The organism is Methanosarcina horonobensis HB-1 = JCM 15518 (assembly GCF_000970285.1).
GTDB classification, from domain to species: Archaea; Halobacteriota; Methanosarcinia; order Methanosarcinales; family Methanosarcinaceae; genus Methanosarcina; species Methanosarcina horonobensis.
In genome coordinates this window covers 2186922-2206832 of sequence record NZ_CP009516.1, presented here as the reverse complement: position 1 = coordinate 2206832, position 19911 = coordinate 2186922, and the positions used below count along the sequence as shown (strand labels likewise).

At 39.0% G+C, this 19911-nt stretch carries 8 protein-coding genes; 2 read left to right on the top strand and 6 right to left on the bottom strand.

Translation table 11 applies throughout. The features are described 5' to 3' along the window. Positions 1–459 precede the first annotated feature (459 nt). Positions 460–4767: a NosD domain-containing protein gene (locus MSHOH_RS09615; protein WP_158024108.1), complete on the bottom strand. Its 4308-nt coding sequence runs from the start codon at positions 4765–4767 to the stop codon at positions 460–462. A 575-nt stretch (positions 4768–5342) separates the two neighbouring features. Next, a complete protein-coding gene (locus tag MSHOH_RS09610) occupies positions 5343–9101 on the bottom strand; it encodes a NosD domain-containing protein (RefSeq protein WP_052730798.1) in 3759 nt (1252 codons plus the stop codon). A gap of 871 nt (positions 9102–9972) precedes the next feature. On the opposite strand from MSHOH_RS09610, the gene MSHOH_RS09605 reads away from it, so the two are divergent. Further along, on the top strand, positions 9973–11151 hold the full coding sequence (locus MSHOH_RS09605; protein ID WP_048139216.1) for a hypothetical protein: 1179 nt from the start codon (positions 9973–9975) through the stop codon (positions 11149–11151). Between the two features lie 508 nt (positions 11152–11659). Here the strand turns inward: MSHOH_RS09605 and MSHOH_RS09600 are convergent. The 4 genes from MSHOH_RS09600 to MSHOH_RS09585 all read right to left on the bottom strand — a co-directional run bounded on the left by MSHOH_RS09600 (position 11660) and on the right by MSHOH_RS09585 (position 15568). Next, positions 11660–12016, bottom strand: a complete 357-nt coding sequence (locus MSHOH_RS09600; protein ID WP_048139215.1) for a hypothetical protein — start codon at positions 12014–12016, stop codon at positions 11660–11662. Further along, entirely contained in the window at positions 12009–12671 is a 663-nt protein-coding gene (locus MSHOH_RS09595) for a hypothetical protein (RefSeq protein WP_048139214.1), read from the bottom strand. Before MSHOH_RS09595 ends, MSHOH_RS09600 begins: the two co-directional genes overlap by 8 nt. Before the next feature lie 136 nt (positions 12672–12807). After that, positions 12808–13704 carry a hypothetical protein gene (locus tag MSHOH_RS09590; protein ID WP_052730797.1) on the bottom strand — a complete coding sequence of 299 codons (897 nt, stop codon included), beginning with the start codon at positions 13702–13704 and terminating at the stop codon, positions 12808–12810. 694 nt (positions 13705–14398) lie between these two features. Beyond that, positions 14399–15568, bottom strand: coding sequence for a hypothetical protein (locus MSHOH_RS09585; protein WP_048139213.1), 1170 nt, complete (start codon positions 15566–15568; stop codon positions 14399–14401). Between the two features lie 907 nt (positions 15569–16475). On the opposite strand from MSHOH_RS09585, the gene MSHOH_RS22120 reads away from it, so the two are divergent. Continuing rightward, a complete protein-coding gene (locus tag MSHOH_RS22120; RefSeq protein ID WP_052730796.1) occupies positions 16476–19646 on the top strand; it encodes a PAS domain-containing sensor histidine kinase in 3171 nt (1056 codons plus the stop codon). Positions 19647–19911: the final 265 nt, after the last annotated feature.

Genomic DNA, 19911 nt, shown 5'->3' with positions numbered 1-19911 from the left:
AACTTATCAAGTTGAGATGTCTCCACAAACATGAATTTCTTTATAAAATAATGGTATGGAGAATAGAAAAAGGTTTAAAGAATAGAGAAGAACAGGTGACAAAACTGGCATAAAATAGAGTTTTCGATAGACTCATTGATAACATCGATGTTCCACTTTGAGGTTATTTTCTTACAAACTCCCTTTATTTTTGTTTTTGCTCTTCTCCTTTTCGGGGTTTCAGGGTTTTTGCTATCTCTAATTAATCTTTGATCTGTTCCGGCACCTGGAAATGAAATCTTTCAGTTTTCTCTCTGCACCGCCGGCGCCTGAATCAGCCTACCGGCCAGAAAAAAGGGACCGACAAAACGATACCGCAATTAAGAGAAAATATACTGAATACGGGTTATCGAAGAAGATGTAGAAAAAATAATAGAAATTAAGGGAATATGAAGTAATATCCCCTTTTTTCCGGATTATTTATTTTATGATTCTCTTCTTTGCAAAGAATACCGAAGCAAGAATTCCGAGAACCGCAAAGGCACTTTCGAATCCGGGTGTACTCTTATCTTCATTTGTTTGTTTATCTCCAGTGATTGTCCCGGTTTCTTCCTCTTCAGCAGGAGTAATTGTTTGAGTACCCAGTTTGTCTCCTGTAATTGCATAGCGGGAGAATCCCGGAGTTTCTGCCGTGAAATAATAGTATTCTTCGTCTTCACCGGTCATTTCTGTAGGAAGAGCATTCCATTCATCATTGTGGAACCTGTTCATTGCTATAGTAGAGACATCAATGTTATTTTCTTCTATCCAGCTCTTTGAGACCCTGAAGTTAATGGATGCTCCGTTGACGTTGTTTCCACTTTCGAACCTTTCGTTTCCGACAAGGATGTTCATCAACCGATAGACTTCTCCCTCAGGGGCTTCTCCGGAAGCTCCTTCTCCGAGCACCTCTATCCTTACAATGACATTTCCGGAGTACTGCTGGGAAGTGAAACTGAGTCCCAGTATACCGGAAACAGGATTATTGAAGTTGAAGCTTGTCGGAGTTCCTGCAGCAACCCTCTTCTGTGCACTGTCAACACCTGTGACTCCAGAATTTCCACTCGAAGGAATGTAATTGGCAGAACTTTTGTGTGGTGTTGGAATAATCTTAAGGGGCAGATAGTCAAAGGTTCCATTCACAATTTCATAGGAGGAATCTGCAATTCCGTCTTTGTCAGCATCCGTGCAGGTTTCGGAGAAACCTGTCCCATTGGGGTTTGCCCAGTAGTTGCCTCCAAGATACGGACCACCGACTATGCTTTCTCCTGAGGTTTTACTAATGTTCCAGGTGTTATTTGCCTCGCTGTTAATAAGGGTGTTATTTATGTTTTTGAAGTGATTATTGTAGATCGTGTTGTTGCCGCTTTCAGGATATTCCATGCTCCCTACAAGCCCTAGACGAGTCCAGATTTCGTTCTGGTCCAGATCTATTGCCATTCCTGCAAGGCTGTTCTCGACCATGGTGTTGTCGTAGATAAAGCTGTTATTCATATCATAGAGTACCAGTCCATAAGAGTTGCCGGATAAAGTGTTTCCTGCAAGGATGCTTTCTCCTGTAACCAGAAGCCCTATTTCACTTCCCCCAACAGTGCAGCCTGTCACTGTATATTCAGTCCCTGTACCTTCCTGAATGTTTTCGATCAGAATTCCTCCGGAAGTACAGTTAGTTACGGAACAGTCACTTATGCTGCAGTTGTCACCATCGTACGCTGCAAGTCCAATCTTACAGTTTTCAAGAGTATTACCTTTAAGGGTTGTGTTCACAGGTTCATAGAGATAAATGCCCCAGACCTGATAACAGTCTTTAACAGTATTGCCCTCGAGCCTGATGTTCTCAGAATAGTCCGAACCGATTCCATATCCTTCGAAATCAGGACCGTCGCTAACAAGAGGAGAACTGACAAAGGGTAAATTTACAGATCTACGCAGTTCATACTTGCCAGTTACATTCTGAACGGTATTATCCAGAAGATCAACATCGAAAGAGCCTCCCGTATAAATACCCATGTATCCTACATCACATACCGAACTTCTAACAAGCTCGGCATCCTGACATCTCATAAGAAAAATTCCTGTGTTATCTATCTGGCCAATAACACTATTCTCAAACGTGAGGTCCTGTGACTGTACAGATAAAATCCCAACTCCAGAGGGCCTCGGAAGCTGTACGAGATTCGAACCTGTTAAAGGACTTTCTTTTAATCCAGAATCATATAGTATGGCTCTATCCGTTACGTTTTGGACCGTATTGTCCAGAAAGTCTATACCGGAAGAAGAAACCAGATAAATTCCCACATCTCCGATGTTCTGTACCAAGTTGTTAACAAACTCGATATCCTGACACATACCGAGAAGAATTCCTTCGTTATTTATCTGGTCAATAGTATTGTTTTCGAACCTGAGATCCTGTGACTGTAAAAATAAAATTCCAACACCAGAGGGCTCCGAAACCTGTACGAGATTCGAACCTGTTAAAGGACTTTCCTTTAATCCGGAGAAAACCGTAAAGGATGTATCTGTTACATTCTGAACCATGTTGTTCAGAATATCTACACCTGAAGAATTATACGAATAAACTCCCACATTTCCGATATCCCGTATCGAGTTGCTAACAAGATTGACATTCTGGGAAGTGTCAAAATAGATTCCATATCCAGATGGTGTCGAACTTCCGCTGACAAAGGAAGAAGTTCCGGCTACAAACAGATGCTCACCTGTTACATTCTGAACAGTATTGTCCAGAAGGCATATTCCGGAAGAATAACTCAGATTGATTCCCACTTCTCCGATATTCTGCACTGAATTGCCCACAACCTGGGCATTCTGGCAATTTCCAAGATGAATTCCGGTTTTAAGTATCTGATCAATAGTATTGTTTTCAAGCCTGAGATTCCCGGAACTTAAAGAATAGATTCCATAGCCGTAGGGTGCCACGTACTGTACGAGGTCAGAGTTAATTAAATCATTCTCACTTATGAGGGAATTATCTCCGCTTCTAATAAGATTCATACTCTCAGGGACAGTAAGCCCGTAGTATTCCATCGAGCCCTGAACGGAATTACCCGCAAGCGTACAATTTTCGGAACCTAAGGTGATGATCCCATAATATGCGAAGTCCCTGACAGAATTGTTCTCAAGGGTAGAGTTACCTGAACTAATTGTGGCAATCCCAACAAATGTAGAGTTCTGAATAGAATTGTTCGTAAATGTACAGTTCTCAGAGCCGGCAGCCTCAATCCCAAAAAATGATACCCGAACAGTGTTATCAGTCAGAGTCGTATCCATAGCTTCTTCGAGAATTATTCCGGCCATGGAATTCTCAATCCTGCTGCCAGAGAGCCTTACGTCCTGAGAACATAAGATCATGGTTCCGTATATGGTGTTGTTTATGGTGTTGTTCTGCATTTCAGAGCTTGTATTATACAGGAAAACTCCGTATGTATTGTTCTGCAGCACAAGATCCTTAATTTCAACGTTTCCGCAGTTTATGCAGTAGATCACTCCTGCATCATTTCCAATTAAGGGATCTGGTTCATTTTCAAAGAAATAAACTGCTTTTCCATCAACAAGATTACTGGTATCGATTATATTTCCACTTGCATTCTCAAAATCTGAGATTTCGTATATATCGTAATCAAAATTATACCGATTTCCGGACATAACATTTTCTGTAAGAGTGCAGTTTTTATTACCCCACAGGCTGATCCCGTATGTTCCTGAACTGGCAGTGTTATTTCTAAGGGTACTTCCGTCAGAACCAGCCAGATAGATACCAAAGGAAGTATTTGAAATTGTATTATTGATCAGACTGCAACCCTCAGAATACTCCAGACAGATGCCATCCTCCTCAATGTTTGAAACTGTATTGCCAGTAATATCACAATTACTGGAAGAGTTCAGATCAATTCCATCATCCTCAGCGTCTGTAATTGTGTTATCAGTAATATTACAGTTGCCGGAAGAATCCAGATCAATACCGTCATCCCAACTGTAAGAAATAATATTATCAGTGATATTACAGTTGCTTGAAGAGTTCAGCTCAATGCCGTTGTAACTGCCTGAGATAGCATTGCCGGCAAGACTGCAGCTTCCGGAATCATACAGAGAAATTCCATTATCGTAACTATTTGATATACTGTTACCCGTTAGAACACAGCTTCCGGAATAGTAAAGGTAGATGCTGTCATACTCTGTATTTGAAATTGTATTATTAGTCAGAGTACAGTTAACAGAATTCTCGAGTAATATACCCTCTTCTCCTGTGTCCGATATTACGTTATTGGAGATGATACAGTCACTTGAGGACTCGAGATAAAATCCATGTTGAGCAGAATCAATAACTGTGTTACTTATCAGACTGCACATGCCGGAACTTTCCATCTGAACACCGCAACCGATTCCGGAAAACTTGTTATTTGTGATATTGGCCCCTGAAATCCCACTCATATAAATTCCTGTAGAGTCTGTTCCGGTAATATTGAATCCGCTAATAGTCACACTATCAGCGTCTATGTTGAAATTACTACCAGAACCCACATGTACTACAATTGTATCCTCAGGATTCCCGGAAAGGGAACGGATGGTTATGTTTTCAACATTAGCGTTCACGTTTTCCGTATAAGTTCCAGGATAAACAATAATGGTGTCTCCAGGACTTGCATTGTTTATTGCAGCCTGAATAGTTGTAAAGTCCTCGCCACCTTCTGCGTCCACGTATAGAGCGGAAGAGGCTGCAGTTCCGTTCATAATAAGAATGATAAAAAATGCAATTATCGAAAATTGCAACTTATTTTTTTTACTTAGTAATCCCATTTTTTTCAGGTCCCCATATATTTAGATTGGATCAGCTGTGCATGAAGTTTAATTTTATTTCATATGAAGTATCTTCTTAATTTTTATATATTGTTAAAATATTTAAGAGTTAAAAGTATAAATAGTTTGATCCTGATGAGAGCTGTCTATGAGAGCTACCTGATCAAAATGGACACTGTTATTAAGGGACATCAGGGTTGTAAACAATCAAATTAATAAAAGATTTGAATAATAAAATATTTGGAGCGTTATTGATGCATCACCTTGAAACCGTAGAAGAAAGATAGGATAGGACTGATAGATAGAGTGAAATTTATTCTGTTCAGCTATCAAATAGGAAATAAATTGTGCTCAAAATGTAAAATAAAAAAAGAGAAGAATAAAAGCAAAAAAGTTTAGAAGAATAAAAGCAAAAAAGTTTTAATGAGTTATAAGTATCGAAAAAATGAAAAATTAGGGATATGAAATGATATCCCCAATTCTATAGACTTCTTGTTTTTCCTAATTGTTTATTTCCTGATGCTCTTCTTTGCAAAGAATACCGAAGCAAGGATTCCGAGGACCGCAAAGGCACTTTCGAATCCGGGTGTACTCTTATCTTCATTTGTTTGTTTATCCCCAGTGATTGTCCCGTTTTCTTCCTCTTCAGCAGGAGTAATTGTTTGAGTACCCAGTTTGTCTCCTGTAATTGCATAGCGGGAGAATCCCGGAGTTTCTGCCGTGAAATAGTAGTATTCTTCATCTTCACCGGTCATTTCTGTTGGAAGCTCATTCCACTCTTCATCATGGAACCTGTTCATTGCTATGGTTGAGACATCAATGTTATTTTCTTCTATCCAGCTCTTTGAGATCCTGAAGTTAATGGATGCTCCGTTGACGTTGTTTCCACTTTCGAACCTCTCGTTTCCGACAAGGATGTTCATCAACCGATAGACTTCTCCATCAGGGGCTTCTCCGGAAGCTCCTTCTCCGAGCACCTCTATCCTTACAATGACATTTCCGGAGTACTGCTGGGAAGTGAAACTGAGTCCCAGTATACCGGAAACAGGATTATTGAAGTTGAAGCTTGTCGGAGTTCCTGCAGCAACCCTCTTCTGTGCGCTGTCAACACCTGTGACTCCGGAATTTCCACTCGAAGGAATGTAATTGGCAGAGCTTTTGTGTGGTGTTGGAATAATCTTAAGGGGCAGATAGTCAAAGGTTCCATTCACAATTTCATAGGAGGAATCTGCAATTCCGTCTTTGTCAGCGTCAATGCAGTTTTGGGAAAAGCCCGTCCCATTGGGATTTGCCCAGTAATTCCCTCCAAGATAAGGACCGCCAACTATGCTTTCTCCTGAGGTTTTACTAATGTTCCAGGTGTTATTTGCCTCGCTGTTAATAAGGGTGTTATTTATGTTTTTGAAGTAGTTGTTGTAAATAGTATTATTGCCACTTTCGGGGCTTTCCATGCTCCTTACAAGCCCGATGTGTGACATAAATTCGGAATCCTCGAGATCAATGGCAAGTCCTGCAAGGCTGTTCTCAGTCATTGTGTTGCCATAGATAAGACTGTTGTTCACGTCATAGAGCACAAGTCCGTAAGAATTTCCGGATAAAGTGTTCCCTCTAAGGGTACCTTCTCCTGTTACCAGCAGTCCAATATCACTTCCGTCTACAGTACAGCTTGAGACAGTATATCCGTTTCCTGTTCCTTCCTCTGGATTAATGACAAGGACTCCTCCGGAAGTACAGTTAATTACGGAACAGTCACTTACGCTGAGGTTCTCACTCAGGACGGTAACAAGTCCACCTTTGCAGTTTTGAAGAACGTTGCTTTCAAGAGTTGCATTCACAGGTTCATAAAGATAAACGCCCCAAACCTGATAAGAGTCCTTAACAGTATTGCCCTCAAGCCTGAGATCCTCTAAATAGCCTAAACATATTCCATATCCCAAGAGATCTACACTATCGCTGACAAGGGGGGAACTGACAAGGGGTAGATATCCAGCTGCAGGTAGTATATACCCACCTGTTACATTATGAACTACATTGTCCAGAATGTCTACACCGGAAGATTCAACCGCACAAATCCCCATATATTCTGCATCACTTACCGAATTGCTCACAAGCTCGATATTCTGACACACACCAAGAAGAATTCCTACATCCATCTGGGAAACATCGTTGTTTTCAAGCCTGAGGTCCTGTGAGTACTCGGATAAGATCCCAACTCCAGAGAATCTGTTCGAGACCTGTACAAGACTCGAGTTTACTGGAGTACTTACCATACTTTCCTTTACTCCTGCATCATACACTAAGAGTGTACCTGTTACATTATGAACTGTATTGCCCAGAAGGTCGACACCGGAAGAAGAAACCAGATAAATTCCCACACTTTCGATATTCCTTACCGAGTTGCTCACAAGCCTGGCATTCTGACAATCTTCAAGATAAACTCCTCTGTAAGCTATCTGGTCAATGAGATTGTTCTCAATACGGAGATTCTGGCAGTACACAGAATAGATTCCATAACTACGGGGCATCACGGCCTGTATCAGGTTAGAGTTTATGAAAGTATTTTCATGTACAGGAGTACTTTCTTCACTTTTTACAAGCTTTGAATTTCCGGACGCAATAAATCCATAATAGTCCATCGAATCCAGAACAGAGTTACCCGTAAGCGTACAATTTTCAGAGTAATAGGTGACAATCCCATATGTAGAGTTTCTAACTGTGTTGCCTGTGAGATTTATGTTCAGATCCTCTTCAAACACGATTCCGGCCCATGAATTATTTACCCTGCTGTCCGAGAGCTCGACATCCTGGGAAGAGAAAACCGAGATTCCAAATTCGGTATTATTTATGGTATTATTTTGCATTTTCGAGCTTGTATTGTACAGGAAAATTGCATAAGAATTGTTTTGCAGGACAAAGTCCTTAATTTCGACTTCACCGCAGTTTATGCAGTAAATAACGCCGGCATTTATTCCAATAGAGGGATCTGGTTCATTTTCAAGGAAATAAACCACTTTTCCGTCAACAAGATTGCTGGTATCGATTACATTCCCGCTTACATTATCAAAATCGTAGAAATCATAAATATCATAATTGAAATTGTACCAGTTTCCTGACATATTATTGTCTGTAAATGTACAGTTTTGAACTTCACAAAGGCTGATCCCATAAATTCCTGAGCTTACAGTGTTATTTCTAAGGATACATTCCCTCGAATCATACAGATCAATACCATAATTAGCGTTTGAAACTGTATTGCTGGTCAGACTACAGTTATCAGAGTTACCCAGGAAGAAACCCTCATCATAAGTGCTTGAAACTGTATTGTAGGCAAGAGTGCAGCTATCGGATAAATCCAGGTAAATACCATCATATGCATCTGAAATTATGTTGCCGGTAAGAGTGCAGTTATCGGATGAATCCAGGTAAATACCATCATAAGCATCTGAAATTATGTTGCCGGTAAGAGTACAGCTTCCTGAATAGTAAAGGTAGATGCCATCACCATCAATGTTTGAGACTTCATTGTCGATCAGAGTACAGCTTACAGACTCATCCAGAAATATACCATAGTCATAAGTGTTTGAAACTGTGTTATCATCCAAGGTACAGTTACTGGATGAATCCAGGTAAATGCCATCGTAAGCATCTGAGACTATGTTACCGGTTAGAGTACAGTCGCTGGAATACCACAAGTAGATACCGTTACCATCAACGTTTGAGACTTCATTGTCAGTCAGAGTACAGCTCACAGACTCATCCAGAAATATACCATAGTCATAAGTGTTTGAAACTGTGTTATCGTCCAAGGTACAGTTACTGGATGAATCCAGGTAAACACCACGGTCAACTTCGGAAAGCTTATTGTTGGTGATGTTAGCTCCTGAAATCCCACTCATATAAATTCCTGTAGAGTTTGTCCCGGTAATATTGAATCCACTGATAGTTACATTGTTGGCACTTATTGCGAAATTATATCCAGATCCCAGATTTTCTACAACTGTATCCTCAGGATTTCCTGAATATGAAAGGATTTGCAGATTTGCTTTATAAACATTCACGCTTTCTGTGTAGATTCCTGGATAGACAATGATGGTGTCACCAGGATATGCACTGTTTATTGCTCCCTGGATAGTTGTATAGTCTTCGCCACCCTCTGCATCAACATATATAGTGGAAGGTGAAGCGGTTGCGGTTCCATTCATAACAAGAATGATAAAAAATGCAATCGTGATAAATTGCAACTTATTTTTTTTGTATAGTTTTCCCATTTTTTTAGATCCCCATATAATTAAATTGGACAAGCTTTGCACTGAGTTTAACTTTATTTCAGATGAAATATCTACTAAATTTTTATATATTGTAAAATATTAGTGTAATTTAAAGTATAAATAATTTGATCCTTAAGAGAGCTATTTGATCATAAATGGACACTGTTGAGTAAAATGCGTCCGTTGAGGGCCAAAAATTAAAAATGAGACGCACGAAATTGCCGAAAGGAAGCGAAACTCAGTCGAGAAAAAGTAAAGAATAAAATAGTCCACTCTTCTGAAAAACCAGTAGCTGAGTAATAACGGAAAAGTATCCCATGTAATCTGAGGAATACTATCCTTAATCCCGATAACCGCTTTTCAATCAAGAAACTATAATTTACCCCTGCCAGCCTGTCTGGCGTTGACTCCAGAAAAGGAACGGAAAATCCAGAAAAGATAATAAAAATTATTTGAAGAAAAGTTTTTGGGCAGTACTTATAGTCAATTTTGATCTGGTAATCATAATTAGCCAAAATTTTGAATAAAATTAAAAATATATGCTGAGTTTTATAGAAAACTTATGAAATAACAAAGATAGTCTTGGTAAAAAGTTCGATAATCTGCCTTCTTGAGCAACTTTAAATCTTCAGAGTTGCTTTTAAATTTTATTTGCTTGTGTCTCTTTTGAAAGTTCTGCTCTTAGAGAAATAATCTTTTGTTCAGATATCTTAAAAACTGGTTAAAAAGAAAACTTTTTTAGATCAGAAAATTTGAATATTTAGTAAAAGCAAAGTATTTTTCTAAACTCACTCTGTTCAAAAATAATGTAAATTTCCAGAAAAAATAATCTCAAAGTAAATCTCAAAGTAAATAATACCAGGAGACTGTTATGCGATTCCCTAATAGAATTTTTGGAATTAAATTTGCAGGACAATTAGCCATTATTTTTTTAGTTGTTTCTAGTCTAGGATGTACGGATTCAGTCTTGAAAAAGATCAATCCAAGCTCCAGTCCAGATGCAAAGGTGATACATCCAGTACCTGAAGGAAATATCACGTTTGTTACCACCGGTTCATCATTTTCACCAATTATCACAGTTACAGGCAATCCTGAAATTCAATGGAAATTTGGTGACGGTTCAACATCTGATTCTACATCTCCTAATGTAAATTTTGGTTCAGAGGGGACAAGAGCAAACACTTTGGTAGTAACACCATGGAGTGCAGTAACTAAGATTAATATAGGTTATGACGGTTCAGACGGAGGGGTAACTCCAGGTCCCAATACAATAGAAAATTTAAAAAACCAGAATGTAATAGCTGTTACTGGTTTAGAAAATGTTGCGCCATACCTCCAGGTTTGGGCTTCAAGTTATAATCCAGTAACCGAACTGGATTTCAGTAACTTCACGGCACTGCATACGATTGAGTGTTTATATTGTACCTCACTGGAGACCATCAGACTCCATAACGTTCCATCTCTTACCAGGCTTTGCCTCGAGCATTGTAACATCTCTTATCTTGATCTATCAGAAGCTCCTTCTCTGGCTGATCTTCGTGGAGCATCTCAACTAAGTTCAACATATACAATAAATTGGGGTGATACAGGGGCTCAGGTATGGCATATATGTGTGAGGGATAACCCACAGATGAACAGCACGTTCCCGGTAAATCAGTTCCCACTGCTTGAAGAATTTTTTATTTGGAATTGTAATCAAAACGGTACTCTGAACCTAACTTCAACAAATTTGAAAAGCGTTCTATTATCCAACAATTATTATACTGCGGTCAATTTTTCTGGTTGTTTCCCTGCTGGCAGAAAATGTATTTTGAATATCGATAATAATAACCTCACAAGTTTGGATATTTCCAATGACCCTGGTTTACTTCATTTAAATGTCAGCCGTAATTCGCTAGATCAAACAGCAGTAGATGGTATACTCCAAACACTGGATGCTTATGATACTAGTGATGGATCCTTAGATTTAACTGGAAATGCTGCACCATCAGTCATAGGAATGGCATATGCAAACAATTTAACTTCTAGAGGATGGGAAGTTAAGAGTTAAAATCCATCAGTTGCTAATTTAACAAATATTTAGATATCTCAAAATCTTTTGGAACGACAAGTCGTATAAACAGTAATAAAACAGGCTTTTATCCCCTAATGTCATTAAAAACTCAGAAATCTTTTCATAGGGGATAAACTGGTATTTTTTATAGGTTCTTGACAGGCTTCAGAGTCTTTCTATTTCTTGATAAAAAAGCTAATTTAAGGTCACCTCAAAAATATTGGAAGCAAGAGCCCTTGCCCTCTTAAAAATCAAATTATGTGCGGTCACCCCAATCCTAAAGATGGAGTATGCTTCGAGCCACCCACCCGGTTATTTGGGAAGAGTTCACAGTATCCTTTAATCCTAAACTTAAGAATCTCTCCTGCTGTGCCATTTAGATGGAAATAATCGAACCGGAAAGTTTGACAGAGGAATCAAGAAACTGCCAAACAGTGAAGTAGGGAATTTTTTTATAAATTTTTTGGAGGGGTAAGGAGAAAGTAAGAAGAAAAATCTCAATTACTTAAGTTATTCCACTGAAAAGCCATGGAAAAACATCATAAATGCAATTTTTTATTTGGCTGAAGCTGCCTTCTGATGCATCCTCATACTCAACACTTTCTCCATCTCCTGCCAGCTTAACTACCCAAGCATTCTCATTTTTAACTCCAGCAGCAATAAACCCGCCGTCTAAAGTCTGTTGAACAGAATAGAGTGTACAATTTGAAAGTGTTTTAATCCATCTCTGATTACCTTCGCTGTCAGTTTTAAGTATAAAAGCAGAACCATCTATAACAAAAGACGAAGAATCATTATATCTTCCTGTCAGCAAGTAACCATTGTCTGAAGTTATCGAAACAGAAACCACAATATCATCCATCGGGAGTTTGCCTGACAGGATATGACCACAAATCTGCCATTTCAGAATTGTTCTTATTACCAAAAGTATTATTCCACTGCTGATTGCCATTTATATCATATTTAGTTAGTCTGATATCAGTATCAATGAAAAGCTCATAATTATCATAATCGGGAATTTCATACTCAACAATATCCCCGACTATATAACCACCATCATCAGTGCGTTCAGCTACATGCTGAAGATAATCTTCATGGCTTATTTCTTCAGAAATCTTGCTCCAGATTTCGTTTCCATCCTTATCCGTCTTTACAAGATAAGATTGGTTATATCCATGAGGAAACGAGTAACCCGATAACACATAGCCTCCATCCGAAGTTTGTTTTGTTAAAAAGCCCCACTCAGCGTAAGTTTCTCCATAAGTTTTGTTCCATTCCATATCCCCGTTTTTATCAAGTTTAATTAACCAGGCATCAGACTGGTCATCTGGGCCTTTACTATATGAATCCGTTGTGCCTGCAACTATATATCTGCCATCTGACGTCTGTTCAACACATCTGGAGTTATCTTCACCATCCCCACCAAAAGACCGGTTCCATTGTTCTGCAGGCGCTTCTGCGGCGGCTAAATCCGAAGCCAGTGAAAAAAGAATTAAAATGAGAAAAATCTGGAACAATCTAGATTTTCTGGAACAATCTAGATTTAATACTCTTAACCGTTCTATCACCCCGGAACAGATAGTTTCCATTCAGTCTCAATGAAGCATACGTAGTTTATCATCAACAGCAGACTCAATATCCCCACATATTATTTTATAGATGTATGTTCGGGTTTGCGATATAGTATTTAGCAAGCGCAATCATCTGGATACCTTTTATACCGCCGCTTAGAGAGCTAATTTTCTGTCCGTGTGAGGGGACTTTGAGTGTGTCATCTGTAACTGTTGACGTTGTCGCGGAATCATTACTCACTTTTTCCGTCTTTTCTTCAGTAATTGGCACAATGACATTAGTTCCATTCTTAGTCACTTGCTGTTCTATAGATCTGATAAGCTGTTCACTTGCCTGCCACTCTCTTAAATTTCCCTCTACTCCATTTCTCAATCTGTGTTCATACATTGACCAAACTCCAGGTTGTGTTTCAGTTGCAGGTCTATCTGGTATTACATCAAGAGTATATACGTCTACAATTATCCGATGCTCATCCCCTGTTGTTTTGTCTTTTACTACGGTTACTGCCCCGATACAGGGATAGCTGTATACAACCATCATGGTTGACCTGATTTCTCCGGCTGGATACTCGTTTTTGGCTATTTCAATTGACTTTTCCATAGCTTCAGTCCTGTTAAACTGGTATGGATCAAATGTAATGTCGTTGAATGAATGCCCCAGAGTTTTGTTGGCAAAAATGTCGATTGTACCTATTATGTTACCATTTTTATACACAGAAAACTGATAAAACAATTTTTGACCATTTATATCATAGAGCTCCAGTGGTTTGGGATCAATAGATGCTCCTGTCCAGTTTTCAAAGTTCGGTGCATTGGCTGCTATAAAATTTATTACATAAGCATTTGCATGCTTAAATGCTTCCTCCGAAGTTACAGAATAATTATTTTCAGTCTCTGCATTAACAGATGGTATCATCACCATACCAGCTAGTAACACTGCAAAAAGAAGTGTTCTTGTTCCAAATTCCTTTATAGCCATTTATTTCACTCCTTCTTATTTTCCAGGAGGCAGATCAGGTAAGTTAAGCTTTAAAAATTAGCAAAGCTAACATAATCATGCATCTCAGGATACCGGAGTTCTGATGAACCTGAAAAGTGCATTTAAACTCCATAAATTTCTTTTTGCTGAATCCTTATAAATTTTCTGTCCAGGCCATCAAACAACCAGAGATCAGGAAATAATTAGGGACTTGGAAAATAGATGAAAGAGTTAATTTGATGGATTGAGCGTAAAATTTTACAAAGATTTATTAAAGGTTAGTCAAAAAGCCCAAATGTTAAGTCAAAACTGATTTTTACTCCATCCTTGAAGGCAGTGCAATAAGGAATATTGTAAAATATGGAACACTTTTGCTTGGGGTTCTTTCTTTACTGACATCAAATGCTTTAATGTTGCCCGATTCTTCAGACAGTGCCAAACTAGAAAAATAATAACAATGAACCTATTGAGATTGGCATATGCGTAGACTTTGAACTATACACTCATGAGGAGTTAACTAACTATTCCGATACAATTGTAAATCCAACACTACTCAGGAATCAAAAAGTGCTCCTTTTATGAGCTCTCTCTGGGTGCTTGCAGCAGTGCTCGGGGTAGTTATATGAAAAAAGAAATATAGGTAAAAAGTGAGTTCCTTCAAACGGGAACTCAAGAAATCTTATTCGCTGCCCTCTCAGGGATTACTCTGAGAAGTAGATATACCTGGGTCAGTTACCATATACTCATAGAATGCGCTTCCCTTTTCATGATTTTCCCCGTACTTGATTGTTGCGTTATCGGGCTGGAAAGCCATGAAATCGACAAAACCTACAGGCTGTCCGTTTGGTAGAGAGGTCTCATCAAGTTGAACCACACTTTGAGCATTTATGGAAATATCCAGGTCGGGGGTCGAGATTTCAAGTTTGGAAGGCCTTTCCACGGTACGGCCCTTTACTGTTATGTACTCCCATTCTTCTTCATCGACACTAACCTCGTCTCCGGAGTATTCTGCGATTACCTTCCCGGTATGTTTGTTTATAAGGGTCAGATGCTTGTATGTATAATTCTCATATCCATCATCAATGCTTCTTACACCGTAGAAAATTGTCTGGTATCTATCCGTTGTAACTTCCGACCAGCTCCATCCATGCATTTCCATTTCCCATGTAGTTTGGTCAGGGGTATAAGGGATCATATGGTCGAAATACCCGTCAGTCTGCGTAACCCTGTATTCCTTGCCATCAAGTACCACACTGCCCCCAAGCTTTCCGTAAGCGTGTTCGTATGTGGTGAAATTCACAGGTTCTATGGCACTATCGACCGTTTTTTCGACACGGGGCTTGAAAAACAAATTAAGCTGCATATCATCAAAAGAGTAATTCAGCATGTATCCTTTGGAACCTGATCCATGAAATCTCTTCAAACCATCAGGATAAATAAAGTTAAGGTAAGGCACATGAAACTCGATGTAATTTTCAATACTGGACCTTGGCACAAGCGTCCGGGTAAAATTGTGAGTAGCAGTTTCCCCATAGGGATAAAGTCCGTAGAATGTAGACAGGTATGACAATTGGTTTCCCGAATCAGGATCTATGAGTTCCGGAGACTCCTGATGAGCCATTACAACAAAGAAGGCAAGTTCTTTCTTTTCTCCGTCCTTTGCAACAAGTCTCATATCTCCGTTCTGATACCACCATTCCGACATAAAGTTAGCATTAAAATCGGTATCATTATGTCCTCCTTCAGTGTAATCCAAAACCGCTACGCATTTTGAGTTTTTGCTGCTCGGCTCCGCACATGCCACACTTGCGGTGCAGAGTATAAAAAGCAATAAAATCATTGTTTTCAAGTATTTTGGGTTCAAATAACTCCCTCCAGATGATTAATTCAAATTCGGTAAGCCATCCTTAAGTTAAAACAGCTTACAAAATAGAGAATACATTGCAAATAATATCACGTCTTTACTCATAAAAAATCTTTCTGTATTAAATTAAATATTAAAACTGTAAATTTTGAGACTTAAGAAAGAATCAAAAAGAGCATGTTTGGAGAAATCTAACAAAAACTTTGAAGGTTAATAAGTTATTTAGAACCAAATAATGAATTGTCAGCTATTGGTTCATCCATAGACTCACTGGCGCTCAACAGGAAACAAGAAAAGGGAAATTTTCATAACAATCTTGCGTTTTTCGAAAAGAGGTTAATGATTCAAATCTTAAAGCCTATCCGAAAAGTCTTGTGCCTCATCATAACATTGCAGCATGCTATTATTGACATTTTGGATAAGCTCGTGAAAAGCATGGTTCAGCCGTATATGATGGTAAGTTATGCAAACCTTAATAAGAAATAATTATGTCTTATTTACAATAAACTATGACAAAATTAAAACATATTAGCATTAATTTGATCTATTAAGATAATTAAAATTAATGTATTGTCACTAATAATAGAAGTCTAAACCGAAAAATGCAAATCAAACCAGATCAGTTTTCAACAACAAGTCCAGACCCAATGTTTCCCGTAGATTAAGTGGGATTATTCTTTACCCATAGAATCTGGAAAAATTTTACCGTATGAATAAACTGCGGTATTAGAAGAAGCAGAAGAAGTAGAAGGAGTAGAAGAAGCAGAAGAAGTAGAAGAAGTAGAAGAAGTGTCCCTTCCAGTAGAAGTTATGTACAGAAAGTGATTTGCCGGATTATATAATAAATGTAAGTTAAAATGGAGAAAGGAGCACAATTATCTGTGTTTCACCTGAGGAGGATAAACGTATGTTTATCTCTGGACCCGATACAAGTGACCAGAAAGACGAGGAAAAGCTTCGGGATGGCGAGGAACTGTACAGGGTGCTCTTCGAGAACAGCAATGATGCCGTTCTTCTCACATCACCTGACGGAACAATTTATGCAGCTAATCCAGCCTCCTGCCGAATTTTCGGGATGACCGAAAAGGAAATCATATGGGCCGGAAGATCCGGAATTGTAGACACATCCGACTCAAGACTCAGGCTTGCCCTTGAAATGGCCGGGACCGGCAAGTTCAAAGGGGAACTTAATTTCAGGAGGAAAGATGGTACTACCTTCCCTGGAGAGTTATCAACCGTGCTTTTTTTCGATAAGAATGATCAGGTGAAAACGGTCATGACTATCAGGGACATTACAGAGAGGAAGCGGACTGAAGAGACGATGCGGAAAAGTGAAGAGCGTTACCGAATGCTATTCACAAATATGACCGATGCTTTTTTCCTTGCGGAAATAATTTATGATAAAGGTGGTACGCCCCGAGACTATCGTTTCCTTGAGATAAATCCTGCTTATGAACGTTATACAGGCTTAAAGAAGGAACAATTGTTAGGTAAGACAATACTTGAAGTGTTTCCTGATATCAGTCCCATGGAGATGAAGGAATATGAAAAAGTGGCACTCTCCGGCATACCGACTCATTATGAAGTCAAGAGTGGAGAGATTAACAACAGGTATCTTGATGTTTATGCGTTTAGCCCTGAAAATAGAAAGCTCGCGTTGATTTTCAAAGATATTACTAAAAGCAGGCAGGCGAGAGAAGAGCCTGGAAAGACGCACGACAATTTAGAAGAAAAAATTATAGAACGAACGGCAGAGCTTGAGAAGGCTTACAGTTATTTGAAAGAAAGTGAAGAAAGTCTTGCTGAAGCCCAACAAATGGCTCATATTGGAAATTGGAACTGGGACATTGTAAATAATAAATTACTCTGGTCTGATGAGTTATATCGTATTTTCGGGCTTAAGCCTAAAGAATTTGAAGTGACTTATAATTTATTTTTAACTTATGCACACTCAAATGATCGGGACTATGTAGATAATGCCGTTAAAAAAGCTTTAAACGGAAAACCTTTTGACATTAATTACAGAATCATCCTGGCTGACGGGTCTGAGCGTGCAGTCCGCGCAAAAGCTGAAGTTATTTTTGATGAGAATAACACACCTGTTCGGATGAGAGGAACAGTTCAGGATGTTACCGACCTAAAACAGATGGAGAAGGCATTGCGTGAAAGTGAGGAGAAGTATCGCAACATCGTAGAGACAGCAAATGAAGGCATATTCCTGATGGATGCTGAGTTCAAGCTCACTTATGCAAATAAGAGAACTGCGGAGCTAATGAGGTACACCCATGAAGAAATTATAGGTAGACCGGTAATGGACTTTATTTGTGAAGAAAGCAAGCCTGCAGCCGAAAGAAATCTGGAAAAAAGGCGCTATGGTATCAGTGAGATCTATGAATTGAAGTTAATGTGTAAGGACGGCTCACCCTTCTGGGCATTTATAAGCGCTAAACCGTTATTTAATAAAGATGGTGATTTCAAAGGCTCTCTGTGCATGTTCACTGATGTCACCAAACGTAAAGAAGCTGAGACAAAGCTTAAGGAAACTCTTGACAATCTGGAAAACTTAGTAAAAGTACGTACCAAAGAGCTTGAAATAGCTTTCAATTCATTGAAAGAAAGTGAAAGAGGGCTTGCTGAAGCTCAACAAATGGCTCATATTGGAAATTGGAACTGGGACATTGTAAATAATAACCTGTTCTGGTCTGATGAGTTATACCGTATTTTTGGACTTAAGCCTGAAGAATTTGAAATGACATATGACCTGTTTTTAACTTATGTGCACCCAGATGACCGGGACTATGTAAACAGTGCTTTTAAAAAAGTCTTAAATGAGGAAACCTTTAACATTAATTATAGAATCATCCTGGCTGACGGGTCTGAGCGAACAGTCCACGCAAAAACTGAAGTTATTTTTGATGGAAGTAATGTTCCTATTCGAATGAGGGGAACAGTTCAGGACGTTACTGAACGTAAAATAGCAGAAGAAAAACTCCGCGAAAGTGAAGAAAAGTACCGCAACATAGTAGAAACAGCAAATGAAGGCATATTCTTGATGGATGCCGAATTCAAGATTACTTATGCTAATAGAAGAACTATAGAGCTAATGGGGTACACCCATGAAGAAACTATCGGCAGCCCGGTAATGGATTTTATTTGTGAAGAAAGCAGGCCTATTGCCGAAAGAAGTTTGGAAAAGAGGCGCTGTGGTATCGGTGAGAGCTACGAATTGAAATTAATGTGTAAGGACGGCTCACCCTTCTGGGCACTTATAAACGCTAAACCATTCTTTAATAAAGACGGTAATTTCGCAGGCTCACTGTGCATGTACACTGATATCACCAAGCGAAAAGAAGCTGAAGAAGCTCTGGCAAACATTGAGAATGCCCGTAAAAAGGAAATTCATCATCGCATTAAGAATAATCTGCAAGTGATCTCATCCCTTCTGGATTTACAGGCTGAAAAGTTCAAGGACAGAGAAGATATTAAAGACTCGGAAGTTCTTGAAGCTTTCAGGGAAAGTCAGGACCGTGTGATCTCAATGGCCCTCATTCATGAAGAGCTGCATAGAAACGAAGGGCTTGAGAAACTTAACTTTTCACAGTATATTAATGAACTTGCTGATAATCTCTTCCTCACCTACAGGCTTGGAAATGACGGCACCAGGTTTAGTAAGGATATAGAAGAAAACATTTTCTTCGACATGGATACCTCAGTCCCATTAGGCATTATCATCAATGAGCTTATCTCAAACTCTCTAAAATATGCATTTCAAGGAAGATACCACGGAGAAATTAGAGTTAAACTGCATGGAGAAGAAGACAGAGAATACGAGATAGAAGACCGTGAGATAGAAGACCGTAATAGTACCGCTTATGTTCTTTCTGTCTCAGACAACGGCATTGGCATTCCCAAAGAACTTGACATTGGAAATCCCGAAAGTCTGGGACTTCAGCTTGTAACTTCTCTTGTTGAACAATTGAACGGAGAACTTGAGCTGGAAAGGAATAATGGGACAGAGTTCATTATAAGGTTCACAGTAACAGAAAAGAATAATCAGGCATCAACTCCAGCTCAATAACAATTAATTGAATAAGAGGCTATCCCAAAAGTCAATAATATATTGTAAAGTTATTAAGGTGTGTAATATCCAGTATTAATTCTGATTATGATAACGACAATTGTAAAGATACATAGTTTACAACACTTTTCAGATAGATTATAAATAGAGCCCGCGAGAGCCAACAGCACCTCTACCTCCACCGCCGTCACTACTATTCCCACTGCTTGAGCTGCTATCTTCAAGTACGGATATTGTAGAAGTTTTTTAGGCACTTTCTTTTTCA

What these genes read in the sequence shown, in the direction of transcription:
- MSHOH_RS22120 (WP_052730796.1), top strand. Translation starts at nt 16,476, where the DNA reads ATGTTTATCTCTGGACCCGATACAAGTGACCAGAAAGACGAGGAAAAG.
- MSHOH_RS09605 (WP_048139216.1), top strand. Translation starts at nt 9,973, where the DNA reads ATGCGATTCCCTAATAGAATTTTTGGAATTAAATTTGCAGGACAATTA.
- MSHOH_RS09600 (WP_048139215.1), bottom strand. Translation starts at nt 12,016, where the DNA reads ATGGATGATATTGTGGTTTCTGTTTCGATAACTTCAGACAATGGTTAC.
- MSHOH_RS09590 (WP_052730797.1), bottom strand. Translation starts at nt 13,704, where the DNA reads ATGGCTATAAAGGAATTTGGAACAAGAACACTTCTTTTTGCAGTGTTA.
- MSHOH_RS09610 (WP_052730798.1), bottom strand. Translation starts at nt 9,101, where the DNA reads ATGGGAAAACTATACAAAAAAAATAAGTTGCAATTTATCACGATTGCA.
- MSHOH_RS09615 (WP_158024108.1), bottom strand. Translation starts at nt 4,767, where the DNA reads ATGAACGGAACTGCAGCCTCTTCCGCTCTATACGTGGACGCAGAAGGT.